Origin of the sequence: Amycolatopsis sp. NPDC006131, assembly GCF_040614175.1 — a bacterium.
Taxonomy (GTDB): domain Bacteria; phylum Actinomycetota; class Actinomycetes; order Mycobacteriales; family Pseudonocardiaceae; genus Amycolatopsis_E; species Amycolatopsis_E tucumanensis.
This window is the reverse complement of sequence record NZ_JBEXTX010000055.1, coordinates 1-14,663: the sequence shown is the minus strand read 5'-3', so window position 1 is coordinate 14,663 and position 14,663 is coordinate 1. Positions and strand designations below refer to the sequence as shown.

Genomic DNA, 14,663 nt, shown 5'->3' with positions numbered 1-14,663 from the left:
CTCGCCGCCCTGGAAGCGTGGCTCAGACCGGGACCGGCCCCTCCGCCCGCAACCCAAACGTCGCCAGCACACCGATCTCGCCGATCCGCTCACTCCGCACCGCGGTCGGGGTCGCCGTCGAGCAGCACCATGTCCGCACGGAGCCCCGCGGGGAGCCGGCCGCTGCTCGCCGCCCTGGAAGCGTGGCTCAGACCGGGACCGGCCCCTCCGCCCGCAACCCAAACGTCGCCAGCACACCGATCTCGCCGATCCGCTCACTCGGCACCGCGCTCGGGTCGCCGTCGAGCAGCACCATGTCCGCCGCAGCTCCGCGGCGAGCCGGCCGCTGCCCGCCGCGCTCGAGGGGTGAGTCAGACCGGCACCGGCCCCTCCGCCCGCAGCCCTTCGGCACCGTGCACGCAACGGCCACCGACAAACGTCGCCAGCACACCGATCTCGCTGATCCGCTCACTCGGCACCGCGGTCGGGTCGTCGTCGAGCAGCACCATGTCCGCCCGCAGCCCCGCGGCGAGCCGGCCGCGTTCGTGTTCCTGGTGCGAAGCCCACGCGGGGTGCGCGGTGTAGGCCCGCAGCGCCTCTTCCGCACCGACCCGCTCGTCCGGGCTCAGCACGACCCCGGCGCTGGTCGTCCGCTCGATCATCGACCGCAGGCCGGCCAGCGGCGCGCCGACGCCGACGCACGGCCGGTCGGAGCTGCCCGGCACCCGCAGCCCGGCGTCCACGAAGGACTTCTGCCGGTACAGCCACGGCACCCGCGCCTCGCCCAGCGCCTCGGCCATCGTGTCGCCGATCTCGTACAGGAACCTGGCCTGCGGCACCGGGACCACCCCGAGCGCGACCAGCCGCGGCAGCTGGTCCGGCCGCACCATCGCGGCGTGCTCGATTCGGTGCCGCACGTCCGGGCGCGGCAGCACCCGCTGCGCCTCCTCGAACGCGTCCAGCGTCAGGTCGATGGCACGGTCGCCGATCGCGTGCGCGGCCACCCGCCACCCGCTGCGGTGCGCGGCGACGATGGTGTCCCGCAGCACCTTCGGATCGTCCTGCAGCACGCCGAGCCCGCCGTGCGAGCAGAACGGCTCGGTCAGGGCCGCGGTCCGGCTGCTCAGCGCGCCATCGGTGAAGATCTTCATCGGGCCCAGGCGCAGGAACTCGTCGCCGAACCCGCTGCGCAGCCCCAGGTCGACGCCGATCGTGCCGGTGTCGGCCGGGTTGCCGCCGAGCGGGTGCAGCACCTCGCTGGCCGGCATCAGCTCCACCCGCAGCGGCAGCGCCCCGCGTTCGCGCGCCAGGTGGTAGGCCGTCGCCTCGGCCGGGCTGTGCCCGATCCAGCCGCCGCCGATCCCGGCCTCGGTCACCGCGGTGAGCCCCTCGCTGACGTAGACCTTCGCGGCGCGCTCGATCGCCGCGGCCAGCTCCTCCACCGGGTAGGGCTTGACCAGCGCGTCCACCAGCTGCTGGGCCTGCTCGGCGAGCAGCCCGGTCGGCGCGCCGTCGTCGTCGCGGGCCACCACCCCGCCCTCGGGCACGCGCGCCGAGCCGTCGAGCACGCCGGCCTGAGCGAGGATCGCGGAGCTCACCGTGCACATGTGCGCCGACCGGTGCTTGAGCCACACCGCGCGGCCGCCGCCGGCGCGGTCCAGCGCGGCGCGGTCGGGGTGACCGCCCAGCACGAAGTCGTCGTACTTCGAACCGATCACCCACGCGTCCGACGGCAGTTCGGCGGCCCGCGCGGCGACCGTGTCGTACAGCTCGTCCAGTGTGTGGCAGCCGGACAGGTCGATCTCGGCCAGCGACAGGCCGTACCAGACCATGTGGTTGTGGGCGTCGGCGAAACCGGGCGTGAGAACCGCGCCGCCGCCGTCGACCACAGTGCGGGCGGCCAGGCCCTCGACCTCCTCGTCGAGGCCGACGATCCGCCCGTGCAGCACGCCCACGGTGTGCGCGCGGGGACGCTCGTCGGACACGGTCAGCGCACGGACGTTGCGCACCAGCAGGTCGAGCACGTGGAATCCTCTCGGTCGGGGGCCCTTCCCCGCAGACTAGGGGTCCGGGCCGCCCGGCCGCACGCACCAAGGCCGCGCGGTATAGGTCGTTATACGCCCGGCCGGGACTCGCGGTAGGCGTTGACCGACTCGGTGAGCCCGCGCAGCGTCGCCCGCAGCTCCTCCAGCTCGTCCACGGGCAGGCCCATCGCGTCGCCGATCACGCCCGGCAGCGGCACGGCCTTCGACCGCAGCCCGTCGCCCTTGTCCGTCAGCCGGATGCACACCGAGCGCTCGTCGTCCGCGCGGCGTTCCCGGCGGACGAACTCCAGCTTCTCCAGTCTCTTGAGCAGCGGCGACAGCGTGCCCGAGTCCAGCGACAGCGCCTGCCCGAGGTCCTTGACGGACAGCTCGCCGTGCTCCCACAGCGCCAGCATCACCAGGTACTGCGGGTAGGTCAGGCCGAGCTCGTCGAGCAGCGGCCGGTAGAGCGAGGTGACCGCGCGGGACGCGGCGTACAGCGCGAAGCAGACCTGATCGTCGAGCCGCGGTGCGGCCGGTTCGGCCATGACTCCTCCTTGGTCAGCACTCGATCATCCCCCATCCGGCGGTCGCGCGCCATCCAGGGGTGACACATCCCATAGTAGGCAATTAAGTTGTGCACAAGATGGTTTGATGCAATAGACCGACCGGGAGCGACCCGGTCCCCGAAGCCTCAGGGAGACAGCGATGACCGCCAACCCGCACAACCTGGCCCTGGAACCCGCCGCGCAGGCCTTCGCCGAGGCGACGGACAACCCGCCGTACCTGTTCCAGCTCCCGCCGGAGGAGGGCCGCAAGGCCGTCGACGAGGTGCAGTCCTCGGAGATCGCCAAGCCCGAGGCCGACATCGAGGACCTCACCATCGAGGGCGGGCCGACCGGCCAGGTGAAGGTGCGCATCGTGCGCCCCGCCGGCGCCACCGGCACGCTGCCCGTCGTCCTCTACATCCACGGCGCGGGCTGGGTGTTCGGCAACGCGCACACCCACGACCGGCTGATCCGCGAACTCGCCGCCGGCACCGGCGCGGCCGTCGTCTTCCCGGACTACGACCGCTCCCCCGAGGCGCGCTACCCGGTCGCGCTCGAGCAGAGCTACGCCACCGCGAAGTGGATCGTCGCCGAGGGCGCGAAGCACGGCCTCGACGCGAACCGCCTGGCGATCGCAGGCGACTCGGTGGGCGGGAACATGACCGCGGCCGTGACGATCCTCGCCAAGCAGCGCGGCGACGTGACCTTCCGCCAGCAGGTGCTGTTCTACCCGGTCACCGACGCGAGCTTCGACACCGGCTCCTACCGGCAGTTCGCCACCGGCTACTTCCTCGCCCTCGAGGGCATGAAGTGGTTCTGGGACCAGTACACCACCGACCCGGCGCAGCGCGCCGAGATCACCGCCTCGCCGCTGCGCGCGAGCCTGGACGAGCTGGCCGGGCTGCCGCCGGCGCTGGTGATCACCGCCGAGGCCGACGTGCTCCGCGACGAGGGCGAGGCCTACGCGAACAAGTTGCGCCAGGCCGGCGTCCCCGTCACCGCCGTGCGTTACCAGGGCATCATCCACGACTTTGTGATGCTCAACGCGCTGCGTGAGACCAACGCCGCCGAAGCCGCCATCAACCAGGCGGTCGCGGTGCTGAAGAAGGCTCTGCAGGACTGAATTCCCGAAGGAAGGGACCGAAGTGATCCTCGACGAGGTGGCCACCAAGACCGTCGCCACCGCACTCCAGCGGACGCTGACCGATCTGATCGACCTGGGCCTGCTGGCCAAGCAGGCGCACTGGAACGTCACCGGCCCGCACTTCCGCGCCGTCCACCTGCACCTGGACGAGCTGGCCGCCACCACCCGCGAGCACGCCGACAGCGTCGCCGAGCGACTGGCCGCGCTCGGGGTCTCGCCGGACGGTCGCGCGAGCACCGTCGCCGCCGAGTCCACGCTGCCCGGCCTGCCCGCCGGACCGCTGGCCGACCGGGCCGTGGTCGAGGCCGTGACCGGCATCCTGGCCGCCACGATCAGCGGCCTGCGCGCCGGGATCGAGGCCACCGGCGAGCCCGACCCGGTCAGCCAGGACCTCCTCATCGGCATCACCGCCGACCTGGAGAAGCAGCACTGGATGTTCCAGGCCCAAACACGCTGACCACCGACGGCGCCGGCCGGGTTCGCCCCGGCCGGCGCCGGTCGCGTCAGGCACGCAGGTGCCGGGCCAGGAACCCGTCGTCGACGCCGGTCCAGCGGATCGTGCGGTGGTCGCCCGGGTTGGCGTGCAACGTCTTCTCCGGTGAGGCGAAGGCGTCGAACAACGCGAGCGCGGAGTCGCGGCTGACGTGCTCGTCGTCCCACGGCAGCAGGAACTGGACCGGCACGGTGATCCGTCGGGCCGCCGCGATCAGCGCGTCGTAGGCGAAGAACCCGCCGCCGAAGATGGCCGCGGTGATCCGGGGGTCGGCCGCCGTCAGCGGCACCCCGATCGCGGTGCCGAGCGTGATCCCGCCGCCGTAGCCGACGGGCGAGTCGCCGAACTCGGGCAGCGCGCGCAGCGCGTCCAGAGTGGCCTGCCATTCCGGCACGGCGCGTTCCACCAGCGAGGCGGTGTAGCGGACGCCGGCGGACTCGAACCCGGGCTTGTCACCGGAGTCCATCGCCTGCCGGAGCGCGGCGCGGGCCCGCTCGTCGTCCGCGGTGCGCGGGCGGTCGCCGTGCCCGGGCGCGTCGATGGCGGCCACGTGGAAGCCCCAGGTGGTCACGGCGTGACGGGCGCGCGCGGCGAGCGCCGGGGTCTTCTTGTGCAGGCCGCCGCCGTGCCCCACCAGCACCAGGGGCGCGTGATCGGGAGCGGACGGGGGCGACCACAGCACACCGGGAACCTCGCCGACGGTGAAGTCGCGCTCGACGACCTCGTCGCCGGAAGATTCCGCGGTGAACCGGAAAGATTGCATGGGTTGACGCCCTTTCGGGAGTGCTGCGGGAAAACAGGCGCTCCCGGCGATCCCTACGTCAACCGCCCAGCCGTGACGCCGAGGGGAGCACCCACGTGCGTGCCAGGTTCATGGGTCTCACCTCCTCGCGGTCCGTCACAGCCGCAGGCAGGTTAGCCGGTCTCGTCGCGCTCCGCACCGGCATTTCCGGTCGCGGCGATGACGCGGGCGAGCGCGGCGTGCAGCTGCTCCAGCTCGGCGACCTCCATGCCGAGCGTCTCCACGACCCGGTACGGGATCTTCTCCGCCTCCGCGCGCAGGTCCCGGCCGGACTCGGTCAGGTCGACCATCAGCGCCCGCTCGTCGGACCGGTTGCGTTCCCGCGTCAGGTAGCCCAGCGCCTCCAGCCGCTTGAGCAACGGCGAGAGCGTGGCCGGCTCCTGGCGCAGGGTCTCGGCCAGGTCCTTCACCGACCGGGGCGCGCGGTCCCACAGCGCGAGCAGCACCAGGTACTGCGGGTGGGTGAGGCCGTAGGGCTTGAGCAGCGGCCGGTAGATCCCGATGACGCTGCGGGAGGCCACGGACAGGGCGAAGCACACCTGCCGGTCCAGCGCCAGCGGGTTCTCGCCCAGGTCGATCGCGGTCATGTGGCCGAGCCTACTCCATCCGTGAGGGCACTGATAATTAATGCACTAACTTTTAGGGTACTGTGGGGCACGTGACCGAGCGCCGACGCCCCAATCCCCTCCAGTGGCTGTGGTACGCCCTCGGCGGCCGCCTGCCCGAGCAGCACCGCACCTGGGTCCTGCACGACGTCACCGCCAAGACCTGGCTGTGGCGGCACGCGGCGCGCGCCTCGGTGCTGCTCCTGCCGCTCATGCTGGTCTGGCTGCTGCTGCCCGGCCCGCTCACCCTGCGGCTGAGCCTGGTGCTCATGGCCGGGATCGTCGGGTTCTTCTACTCCCTCGTCTACGCCGAGGAGAGCGTCGAGAACCGGATCCGCAAGCACGGCTACCCCTACGGCACCGCCCGCAAGGTGCGTGCCGAGGCCAAGGAGGAGGCCGAGCGGGAAATCAAGGAGCGCTACATCGCGCGCTACCGCTCGCCGCAGTAGGACACCAGCCAGTCCACCGTCCGGTCGAGCACCTCCCCGGCCGCCTCGCGGAACCCGTGCCCGGCGCCGGCAATCGTGCACCAGCTCGTGTGGTTGCGCGCCAGCGCGGCATCCCGCGCCACCTCGTAGGGCACGTGCTCGTCGGCGTCGCCGTGCAGCACCAGCGCGGGCACCGTGCTCGCCAGGAACGCCGCACGCGGGTCGAGCCGGGCGAACTCCTCGAACAGCTCCGCGCCCAGCTCGAACCGGCCCTCGATGTCCAGGAAACCGTTCTCCCGCAACGACGACCGGTCGCCGTAGAGCAAGCGGCCCCGCGGCAGCGAGGGCTCCAGGAACGTCGCGCGCAGATCGAGCACCGGCTGCCACAGCACCAACCCGGACAACCGGTCGCCCAGTTCCGGCAACGACAGCGTGGTGCTCACCGCGCCGAAGCTGGACGCCACCACCGCGACCCCGCGGCCTCGCGCGGCCGCCCAGTCCACCGCCGCCCGCAGGTCCAGCCGCTCCCCCGCGATCGTCATGTCCCGGGGCCGGCCCGCGCTCGCGCCGTGCCCGCGGAACGAGAACCGCAGCACCTCGAAGCCGTGCCCGGTCAGCCGGTCCGCCAGCGCGCCGAACAGCCCGTTCTCGGTCAGGTCGCCGGTGATCCCGTGCGCCAGCACCACCACCGGGCCGTCCCCGGGGTGCCGACGGGCGTCCAGTGTCAGCCCGTCGGCCGTCCGCAGCTTCACGGCAGGTACAGCACGGCGGTCAGGATCATCCCGCCCAGCGCGACCACCCACGTGTAGGGCAGGGTCGAGATCATCGCCCGCTCCGGCCGCACCCCGGCGTACTGCGCGCTCCACACCGTCTGCGTGCTCGTCGGGTCGGAGACGCTGAACACCTGGTTGTAGGAGGCCATCAGGCCGACCACCGCGGGCATCGGGTAGATCCCGCCGGACACCAGCACGCCGGCGACCCCGGCGCCGAGGCCGAACACGTTGAGCGGCCCGCGGAACAGGCACAGCGGCACCAGCACCGTGAACACCAGCACGAACGCGACCGCGCCCGCCGGGCTGATCGCCGACACGATCGGCGTCAGCGCGGACTTCGCGCCGGGCAGCTTGACCGCGGCCAGCAGCATCCCGATCGCGATGAACAACACGATCGGCGGGGCGGCCACGTCGAACGCCTTGTAGAGCGAGCGCAGCGCCTGCCCGTTGAGGTTGCCCCACCGGGTCGTGGTCAGCAGCGCGAACAGCACGCCCGCCAGCAGCGACGGCACGATCGGCACCTTCAGCCCGAGCGCGAGCACGATCGGCACCAGCGGGGTGAGCAGCGCGTACCAGGGCGCGTCGCCGCGGCGGACCCGCGCGCTCGGCCGGGCGGCCTTGACCGACCAGGTGTGCCGGGCGCCGCGGCGGCGGGTCTCGATCAGCACATAGGCGATGCCGGCGACCAGGGCCAGCGGGAACAGCTTGATCATGATCGAGCGCACGTCGGACACCGGCGCGCCGAGCGCGTCGGACAGGAACTGCCACACCGGCAGTTCCAGCGGCGAGCCCGCGGCGATGCCCATCAGCACCGTGCCGCCCGCCACCACCGGGGCGACGCCGACCGCGATCATCGCGGGGATGCCGACCACGCCGGCGAGCATCGCGGCCGGGGCGGACCCGGTGATGCTGCCGCACAGAATGGCCACGGCGAACACGCCGAGTGCCACCACCGAGGGCCGCTCGCCGCCGAACTCGACGATCTTGCGGACCAGCGTGGCGGCGATGCCGGTGTCGTCCATCAGCGCGCCCAGCCAGGACCCGAGCAGCACCGCGATCATCGTCGCGGCCAGCGCGGGCGCGCCGTTCTGCAGGACGGTGGTGAGGATGCTGTTCTTGTCCCCGGTCAGGGGCGCGCCGGACAGCACGGCGATGCCCAGCGCGAGCAGCACGAGCGCGAACGCGGTCGGCAGCACGCGGGTGAGCATCAGGACCACGCCGGCGGCCATCAGGGCCAGGATCGCGATTCCCATGGTCAGTCTCCAGCTCGCAGGGAGGCGGCGAGTGCCGCGGTGAGGAGCAGCGGGCTCTTGCCCAGGCCGCTGCGGCGGTGGGCGAAGCGGTGCGCGACGAGCTCGTCGGCCCCGGCGACGTGGCCGGGCACGCGGAACCGCCCGAGCCGCATGGCGGTGTGCCCGAGGCGCCGGTTCAGTTCGCGCCCGGCGCCGTGGTGCAGCCGGTGGTGGACCAGCTCGTGCGCGACGGCCGCGGCGCGCAGGGCCTCGGCCGGCACGTCGGCGTCCCAGCCGTGGCGGACCGCGATCCGGCGCAGCAGGGCCAGCGAGTCGCGGTAGACGGTGACGACGCCGCGGCGCGCGTGGTACTCGGCCAGCAGAACTTCGCCGTCGCGTCGGCCGCCGTCGGCTTCGGTCACGCGCACCGGCGGGTCCGGCTCGTCCCGGCCGGCCAGTTCGTCGCCGAAGGCCAGTGCCGTTTCGGCCCACCGGGCCAGCTGCTCCGCGGGCCGGTTCTCGTGCGTGGGGGTCTCGCGCAGCAGCCGGACGGCGAGCTCCACATCGGACTGCCCGGTCACGGCCGGTCCGCCACGACAGCCACCACCGGCTCCTCCGGCGCGCGGGTCTTCAGCTCGGCGCCGATCAGGGCCACCAGCTGGTCGCGGTCGAGCACCCCGGACAGGTCGGCGATCTTCGGGCCGACCAGCAGCCACACCGCGGGCGCGCGGGACCCGCCGTCGCCGTAGCGGGTGTGCCGGTCGACCACCGTCGCGAGCCGGCCCGGCGCCTCGCCGACCGTCGTGCTCTCCACCAGCGCGCCCGCGCTGTGCAGGCGGATCACGCCCTCGCCGTCGACGACACGGACGTGCTGCACCGGACGGCGGAACCGGCGGCGCGCCCGTGCGCCCCACACCCGGTGCTGGGGCGTGGCCGCGAGTTCGGTGACCTCGGCGGCCGGGACGCCCATGCTGCGGGCCACTTCGGCCCGCACCGCGGCTTCGTCCACAGTGGCCGCCCGGTCCTTCGTGCGCAGCTCGGTGGCGCCGGTGGCGACCGCACGGATCAGGTTGCGCCGCGGGTCGACCGTCACGTCCACCTCGACCCCGGCCGGGTCCGCGCCCTGCTCGATCACCGCCGCCTCGGCCGCGGCGCGGGTGGCGAGGATGTCGGCGTTGGACGGGCTGGGCACGATCCGCTCGACCGACTCGCGCACCAGCGCCAGCGCCGCGCCGAGCGGGCTGATCACCTCGCTGTGCGCGGCGAGCTTCCAGTCGTGGCCGGTGTCCTGCCCGAGGAACGGCGTCACCGCGGCCGCTCCCCCGCCCCCGCCGACGAGCGTGATGTGCTCCAGGCGGTAGGCACGCACCAGCTCGTCGACCACGGCCCGGACCGGTTTGACCGCCTGCCGCAGCACGGCGCGGGCGGCCTCCTCGACGGAGGCGCCGAGCGCCTGGGCGAGCGGCAGCAGCGCGAGCCGGGCGGACTCGGCGTCGCTGCGGGAGTAGGCCCCGGACGGGACCGCGCCGAGGGCGTTGGCCGCGCACGTCAGGGTCAGCGCGTAGCGGGCGCCCGACGGGGACTCCAGGGCGACGTAGTCGGCCGGGTCGTCCGGGCGCGGCGCGATGGTGACCAGCTTGGCGCCCGCCAGGGCGGAGGCCGGCGCGAAGCAGGCGTAGGACAGGCCGGCGATGTGCGCGCTGCGCGGCCCGACGTCGGTGACCGCCCGGCCGGAGAACCGGACCAGCGAGCCGCCGCCGATGCCGACCGTGCGCACGTCGAGCGCGGGCAGGTAGGTCTCCCGGCCGCCGAGGTGCGCGTGCCCGACCTGAACCCGGCCGCGGCGCACCACGCTGATGTCGGTGGAGGTGCCGCCGGTCTCCAGGAAGATCCCCTCGGACAGCTTCTCCCCCATCAGCGCGCCCGCGACACCGGCGGCCGGCCCGGACAACGCGGTCAGCAGCGGACGGCGGCGCATCTCGGGCAGCGACATCACGCCGCCGTCGCCACGCATCACCATCAGCGGCGCCGTGATGCCGGCGCGGGTGACGCTGCGCTCGACCAGGTCGGCGGTGGTGATCATGCGCGGCATGATGCCCGCGTTGAGCACCGCGGTGCGGGCGCGCTTGGCTAGCCCGTACAGCCCGGTGATCTCGTGGGTGGAGGTGCCGGGCAGGCCCTGCTCGTGCACGGCCGCCATCACCAGCCGCTCACCATCGGGATCGTCCACACTGAACGGTTCGACCGCCACGACCACCTCGGCGCCGTCCGCACGCAGGCTCGCGATCGCCTCCTTCACCGCGACCGGATCGCCCGGATCCCGCACGGCGGCGAACCGGACGGGCAGTTTGCGGCCCGGCGCGAGCTCCAGCCTGCCCAGCGCCCGCAGGCGTTTCGTGGCGAAGCCGTCGAAGCCGGAGCCGATCCCGGCGATGCCCACGGTCGCCACGTCGCCTTCGAGCAGCGCGTTGGTGGCCTGCGTGGTGCCGTGCGCCAGGAACGACACGTCCCCGGCCCCGATTCCGGCACTGGCTTGCAGTTTCTCCAGCGCCTCGAGGATCCCGGCGGCGACTCCGTCGGCGTGGTCGTGGCTGGTGGAAACCTTGACCTGGGCGAGAAGTTCGAACGAGCGCGCGTCGACGGCGACGGCGTCGGTGAACGTGCCACCGACGTCGATGCCGATCCGGACACCAGCCCGGCGGGGATGTTGCGTCATTGCCACACCTCCTTGGTGTGAGGGGTCAGTAGCCGCGGACCTCGGGCCAGTGGCGTTCCACGCCGGACTGGTCGAGCAGCCGGGCGAACTCGTCGAACAGCTTCTCGTCGTCGCGGACCTGGTGCGGTTCCACGCCGCGGCGCAGCGCGAACCCGGCCAGGTGCCCGGCGACCTCGCCGACGTTCCACTCCACCGGGTGCAGCCGGTAGCAGCCGTTGGTGATGTGCGTCGTGCCGATGTTCTTCGCGGCCGGCACCAGGTTGCGCACCCGCCGCGGCAGCAGCGCCCCGAGCGGGATCTCGAACGGCACGCTGGCGACGTCGACGTAGTTGTCGCCGGAGGTCGAGGGGTGCAGGTCGATGCGGTAGCTGCCGATGCCGACCGAGTCGGCGTGCCGCTTGCGCCCGTGCGGGCCGAGGACGTCCAGCGAGACGTCCTGCTCGGTGACGGTGGTGACCGCCTTGATCCGCCGCGATTCCCGCACGTAGGCGGACTTCGCGAGGCCGTCCGCGGTGCCGGTCACGTCGTGCCGCAGCTTCAGCCCGGGGAAGCCGGTGCCGCCGTCCGCGCGTGGCGCCTCGGTCTGCAGCCAGTACAGCACCGACAACGACAGCTGCTTGGCCTCGTGGTGGGCGCGGGCGACGTCGTCCGGGCCGGTGTGGCCGTCGATCTCCAGCGCGGGCCGCAGCCAGTAGTCGTTGAGCGGCCAGTTGACCAGGGTGATGTCGGAGTCGAACGCGCCCGCGTCGTGCAGGCCGCGGGCCAGGATCCGGCGGAAGCCCCACAGCTCCTTGTCACCGGCGTCGGCGCTCTGGTCGGCGGTGATCGCGAGCGGGTCGCCGTCCGGGTTGGGCACGAAGGTGCGCTCGACCGGCTCCAGCGTGCGCGGGTCCGGCGCGAGGAACCCGAGCAGCGGGCCGGGCCAGAACTCCGGGGCGTAGGAGCGCCAGAAGTCGTACATCTCCGGCCGGTCGATCACGTGGTCCTGCCCGGCGTGGTGCGACAGCGCGAAGCAGTAGGTGATGCCCTGCAGGTTGGCCGGGTCGGCGTGCTCGGGGGCGTGCGGCTCGCCGTGCTCGTCGCGCGACTCGGCGCCGACGGCGAACTCGGTGCCGGTCATCGGCAGCAGGTCGCCGTTCTCGGTGGCGTCCAGGACGTACCCGGCGCGGACGGTGGTGCGGGTGCCGTCCCGGCCCTCCAGCGTGACCGCGTCCACCCGGTCGCCGGTCGTCTCGGCCGCCACCGGGCGTTGTTCGAGCAGGACGGTGACGCGCCCGGCCGCGCGGTGCGGGGCGAGCATGGCCTCCAGCACCGCCAGCGCGACCCGCGGCTCGTGGCACAGCTTGCTGACCCGGCCGGCGCCGGGGTTGAGGTCGGTCAGGCGCGCGGCCTCCGCCCGCAGCGGGTAGTGGCGCCGGTAGTAGTCGCGGATGCCCTCGCGCAGGCGGCGGTAGGTCGCGGTCGAGCCGAACCGCTCGATCCACGGGTTCTCGTCCGGCGGCACGGCTTGCGCGGTGAGCTGTCCGCCGAGCCAGTCGGTCTCCTCGGTGAGCACGACCCGGTGCCCGCCGCCCGCCGCGGCCAGCGCGGCGGCGACGCCGCCGAGTCCGCCGCCGACGACGAGGATTTCGGTGTCGAGTTCAGGCATGGTCCCTCTCCGGTGCGGGGCCGGCGGTCGTGCCGGCCACGGGCGGGCACCGCAGCAGCTGCTGCGGCGTGGTCTCGGTTTCGGTGATCAGGTCGACGAGCAGGCGCACGGCGCGCCGGCCCATCTCGCGGCGCGGGATGTCGAAGCCGCTGACCGGGTCGTCCCCCGGCGGGCGGCCGAGCACCGCCAGCGAAAGGTCGTCCGGTGTGGACAGTCCGGCGGCGTCGAGTGCCTGGCGCACGGCGGTGTAGGCGGCGCCGGTGTCGGTTTCCTCCACGACGATCGCCGTCACGCCGTCGGCGAGCCAGCCGCGGACGGTGCCGGTGGTCAGGGTGGGCCCGTCGAGGCGGACGATCCGCGCGTCCGGCGCCGCCTGGCGGAGGCCGCGTTCGCGGTCGGCCGAGGAAGGCGCCTCGTCGGCTTCCCGCACGTACAGCAGGTTCCGGTGCCCCAGCCCGGCCAGCCGTGTGGCGACCTCGGCCGAGGCTGCGACGTAATCCGCGCCCACGTAGGGGATGCGGCCGCCGAGTTCCTCGCGCCGTCCGATGTAGACGAGCGGGAACCCGGAGTCGACCAGCTTCGCGATCGGCTCCTCGGGCACGTGCCGCCCGAAGAACAGGCAGCCGTCGGCGACGCGGGTGCGCCGGATCGCGGCCTCCCCGGACGCCTCGGCGCCGCTCAGCCCGGTGAACAGGATCAGGTCCTGGCCGAGCGCGGCCGCCTCCTCTTCCACCCCGACCAGGATCGGGTAATAGGAGTCGGCCACCTCCATCGGGAACGTGGCGCGGAAGGTGTAGAGGCCGAGCATGTTCGAGCGCGCTGACGCCAGCCGGGTCGCGACCGGGTGCGGCACGTAGCCCAGGTTCTCGGCCACTTCGAGCACCCGGCGGCGCGTCGACTCGGCCATCCGCACCCCGGACCGGCCGCCGAGCACGACCGACACCGTGGCCTGCGAGACGCCGGCGATGCGGGCGATGTCGGCCTGCCGGGGCATGTCACGCCTGGATGGCACGGGACCTCCTGCTGTTGCTAATGCGGATTAGCTGAGGCTCTGGCACGAGCAAAGCGGTGTCAAGGATCTTGTCCAAAACCGGACAAGGAAGGGACTAATACGTATTAGCACCTTGACGCCACTCGAATGGGTCACGGACAGTCCCGTGTCGTCAACGCCGACGAAAGGGAGTCACCGAATGACCGAGCTCTCCCGCCGGGCCACGCTCAAGGTCGCCGCCGGGCTGGGCCTGGCGGCCTTCGCCGTCCCCGCCCTGCCCGCGCAGGCCGCGCCCGCGGGCTTCCCCGACTACCGGTTCCTGCGCACCGCGTTCGACAAGAGCGCGCTGAAGTACAACCCGACCGGCGAGCTGATCTTCCCGTGCATCCGCGGCACGGTCGGCCGGGTGCGCAACGCGCTGGGCCGCTACTACTTGTACTACGCGCCGCACGACGCGCCCGGCGGGATCTGCCTGGCGTACGCGGATTCGCTGGAGGGGCCGTTCACCGAGTACCCGGCCAACCCGATCGTGTCCAATGTGTGGGCGCCGCACTACTCGGTCAGCCACGTCTCGTCGCCGCACGTGATGTGGCACGCGCCGACGCAGGAGATGTGGCTGTACTTCCACGGCGAGAACACCACGACCCGTCTGGCGCGGTCGAGCGACGGCATCACCTTCACCTATGACAAGGTCGTGCTGTCGGCGTCGATGCTGCCCGCCGGCACCAGCGAGACGTCCTACGCGCGGGTGTTCGAGCACAGCCTGCCCGCGCTGGGCGCGAAGTACGTGATGGTCTTCATGATCAACAACCAGACGAACCGGCGCACGATCGGCTGGGGCTGGTCGGCCGACGGGCGGAACTGGGAGTTCGCGCAGGAGCCGCTGATCCGCCCGGAGGAGGTCGGCGCGCGCGACATCAGCGGGCCGTCGGTTCTGAAGCGCAACGGCAGCACCTACGTGGTGTACCACTGCAACATCGAGGCCGGCGGGTCGATGCTGATCACCGAGGTGGGCAACGACTTCAGCCTGCGACGGCACCTCGGCGTGTTCCACGCGCCGCTGCCCGGAGCCCCCGACAACGGCCGGTGCGCATCGGCGTCGTTCGGCACCGAAAACGGCGTGGAGTACATGTTCTACGAGGCGGGCGCCCGTTTGGAGGGCTCGATCGCGATCGCGCGAGCGGTCTAGGGCGTGTCTGACAAAGATCGCGGTTGGTGGCTGGGATGCTGCTGGTCGTGTCGCGGTTTCAGATGCTCTCGGATGAGCAGTGGGCGTTGAT

14 protein-coding genes are annotated in these 14,663 nt (G+C 72.9%); 4 read left to right on the top strand and 10 right to left on the bottom strand.

The genetic code is table 11. The annotated features are described in order from the left end of the window. Positions 1 to 350: 350 nt before the first annotated feature. Together ABZ215_RS25605 and ABZ215_RS25600 are read right to left on the bottom strand one after the other, a co-directional pair. Complete coding sequence (locus ABZ215_RS25605) at positions 351 to 2,003, bottom strand: amidohydrolase (RefSeq protein WP_354952217.1); 1,653 nt, start codon at positions 2,001 to 2,003, stop codon at positions 351 to 353. A gap of 89 nt (positions 2,004 to 2,092) precedes the next feature. Beyond that, a complete protein-coding gene (locus tag ABZ215_RS25600; RefSeq protein WP_020423244.1) occupies positions 2,093 to 2,551 on the bottom strand; it encodes a MarR family transcriptional regulator in 459 nt (152 codons plus the stop codon). 160 nt (positions 2,552 to 2,711) lie between these two features. Here ABZ215_RS25600 and ABZ215_RS25595 point away from each other — a divergent pair, with 160 nt between their 5' ends. Together ABZ215_RS25595 and ABZ215_RS25590 are read left to right on the top strand one after the other, a co-directional pair. Continuing rightward, the gene (locus tag ABZ215_RS25595; protein WP_237335066.1) at positions 2,712 to 3,674 is read left to right on the top strand and encodes an alpha/beta hydrolase; all 963 of its coding nucleotides are present in this window, start codon (positions 2,712 to 2,714) and stop codon (positions 3,672 to 3,674) included. Positions 3,675 to 3,696: 22 nt separating this feature from the next. Further along, positions 3,697 to 4,152, top strand: coding sequence for a DNA starvation/stationary phase protection protein (locus ABZ215_RS25590; RefSeq protein ID WP_354952215.1), 456 nt, complete (start codon positions 3,697 to 3,699; stop codon positions 4,150 to 4,152). Positions 4,153 to 4,198: 46 nt separating this feature from the next. Here ABZ215_RS25590 and ABZ215_RS25585 read toward each other — a convergent pair whose 3' ends face one another. Then, entirely contained in the window at positions 4,199 to 4,951 is a 753-nt protein-coding gene (locus ABZ215_RS25585; RefSeq protein ID WP_354952213.1) for an alpha/beta hydrolase, read from the bottom strand. A gap of 152 nt (positions 4,952 to 5,103) precedes the next feature. Then, on the bottom strand, positions 5,104 to 5,577 hold the full coding sequence (locus ABZ215_RS25580; RefSeq protein WP_017982263.1) for a MarR family transcriptional regulator: 474 nt from the start codon (positions 5,575 to 5,577) through the stop codon (positions 5,104 to 5,106). A 71-nt stretch (positions 5,578 to 5,648) separates the two neighbouring features. Here ABZ215_RS25580 and ABZ215_RS25575 point away from each other — a divergent pair, with 71 nt between their 5' ends. Further along, on the top strand, positions 5,649 to 6,044 hold the full coding sequence (locus tag ABZ215_RS25575) for a DUF5313 family protein (RefSeq protein WP_354952211.1): 396 nt from the start codon (positions 5,649 to 5,651) through the stop codon (positions 6,042 to 6,044). Here ABZ215_RS25575 and ABZ215_RS25570 read toward each other — a convergent pair. From ABZ215_RS25570 to ABZ215_RS25545, 6 genes are read right to left on the bottom strand one after another with little or no spacing between them, the layout of a single operon-like run. Continuing rightward, complete coding sequence (locus ABZ215_RS25570) at positions 6,026 to 6,775, bottom strand: alpha/beta fold hydrolase (RefSeq protein WP_237335070.1); 750 nt, start codon at positions 6,773 to 6,775, stop codon at positions 6,026 to 6,028. The genes ABZ215_RS25575 and ABZ215_RS25570 overlap by 19 nt on opposite strands. Continuing rightward, complete coding sequence (locus ABZ215_RS25565; RefSeq protein WP_354952209.1) at positions 6,772 to 8,049, bottom strand: transporter; 1,278 nt, start codon at positions 8,047 to 8,049, stop codon at positions 6,772 to 6,774. Before ABZ215_RS25565 ends, ABZ215_RS25570 begins: the two co-directional genes overlap by 4 nt. 2 nt (positions 8,050 to 8,051) lie before the next feature. Further along, entirely contained in the window at positions 8,052 to 8,609 is a 558-nt protein-coding gene (locus tag ABZ215_RS25560; RefSeq protein ID WP_354952207.1) for a hypothetical protein, read from the bottom strand. After that, positions 8,606 to 10,744 carry a hydantoinase/oxoprolinase family protein gene (locus ABZ215_RS25555; RefSeq protein WP_354952205.1) on the bottom strand — a complete coding sequence of 713 codons (2,139 nt, stop codon included), beginning with the start codon at positions 10,742 to 10,744 and terminating at the stop codon, positions 8,606 to 8,608. The genes ABZ215_RS25560 and ABZ215_RS25555 overlap by 4 nt, the downstream gene beginning before the upstream one ends. A gap of 25 nt (positions 10,745 to 10,769) precedes the next feature. Beyond that, positions 10,770 to 12,392, bottom strand: a complete 1,623-nt coding sequence (locus ABZ215_RS25550; protein ID WP_354952203.1) for an FAD-dependent oxidoreductase — start codon at positions 12,390 to 12,392, stop codon at positions 10,770 to 10,772. Continuing rightward, entirely contained in the window at positions 12,385 to 13,386 is a 1,002-nt protein-coding gene (locus tag ABZ215_RS25545; protein WP_354952264.1) for a LacI family DNA-binding transcriptional regulator, read from the bottom strand. The genes ABZ215_RS25550 and ABZ215_RS25545 overlap by 8 nt, the downstream gene beginning before the upstream one ends. A gap of 196 nt (positions 13,387 to 13,582) precedes the next feature. Between ABZ215_RS25545 and ABZ215_RS25540 the strand changes: the two genes are divergently transcribed. Beyond that, complete coding sequence (locus ABZ215_RS25540; protein ID WP_354952201.1) at positions 13,583 to 14,572, top strand: hypothetical protein; 990 nt, start codon at positions 13,583 to 13,585, stop codon at positions 14,570 to 14,572. The last annotated feature ends 91 nt before the right edge of the window (positions 14,573 to 14,663 follow it).

What these genes read in the sequence shown, in the direction of transcription:
- ABZ215_RS25600 (WP_020423244.1), bottom strand. Translation starts at nt 2,551, where the DNA reads ATGGCCGAACCGGCCGCACCGCGGCTCGACGATCAGGTCTGCTTCGCG.
- ABZ215_RS25595 (WP_237335066.1), top strand. Translation starts at nt 2,712, where the DNA reads ATGACCGCCAACCCGCACAACCTGGCCCTGGAACCCGCCGCGCAGGCC.
- ABZ215_RS25585 (WP_354952213.1), bottom strand. Translation starts at nt 4,951, where the DNA reads ATGCAATCTTTCCGGTTCACCGCGGAATCTTCCGGCGACGAGGTCGTC.
- ABZ215_RS25580 (WP_017982263.1), bottom strand. Translation starts at nt 5,577, where the DNA reads ATGACCGCGATCGACCTGGGCGAGAACCCGCTGGCGCTGGACCGGCAG.
- ABZ215_RS25565 (WP_354952209.1), bottom strand. Translation starts at nt 8,049, where the DNA reads ATGGGAATCGCGATCCTGGCCCTGATGGCCGCCGGCGTGGTCCTGATG.
- ABZ215_RS25555 (WP_354952205.1), bottom strand. Translation starts at nt 10,744, where the DNA reads ATGACGCAACATCCCCGCCGGGCTGGTGTCCGGATCGGCATCGACGTC.
- ABZ215_RS25550 (WP_354952203.1), bottom strand. Translation starts at nt 12,392, where the DNA reads ATGCCTGAACTCGACACCGAAATCCTCGTCGTCGGCGGCGGACTCGGC.
- ABZ215_RS25545 (WP_354952264.1), bottom strand. Translation starts at nt 13,386, where the DNA reads ATGCCCCGGCAGGCCGACATCGCCCGCATCGCCGGCGTCTCGCAGGCC.
- ABZ215_RS25540 (WP_354952201.1), top strand. Translation starts at nt 13,583, where the DNA reads ATGACCGAGCTCTCCCGCCGGGCCACGCTCAAGGTCGCCGCCGGGCTG.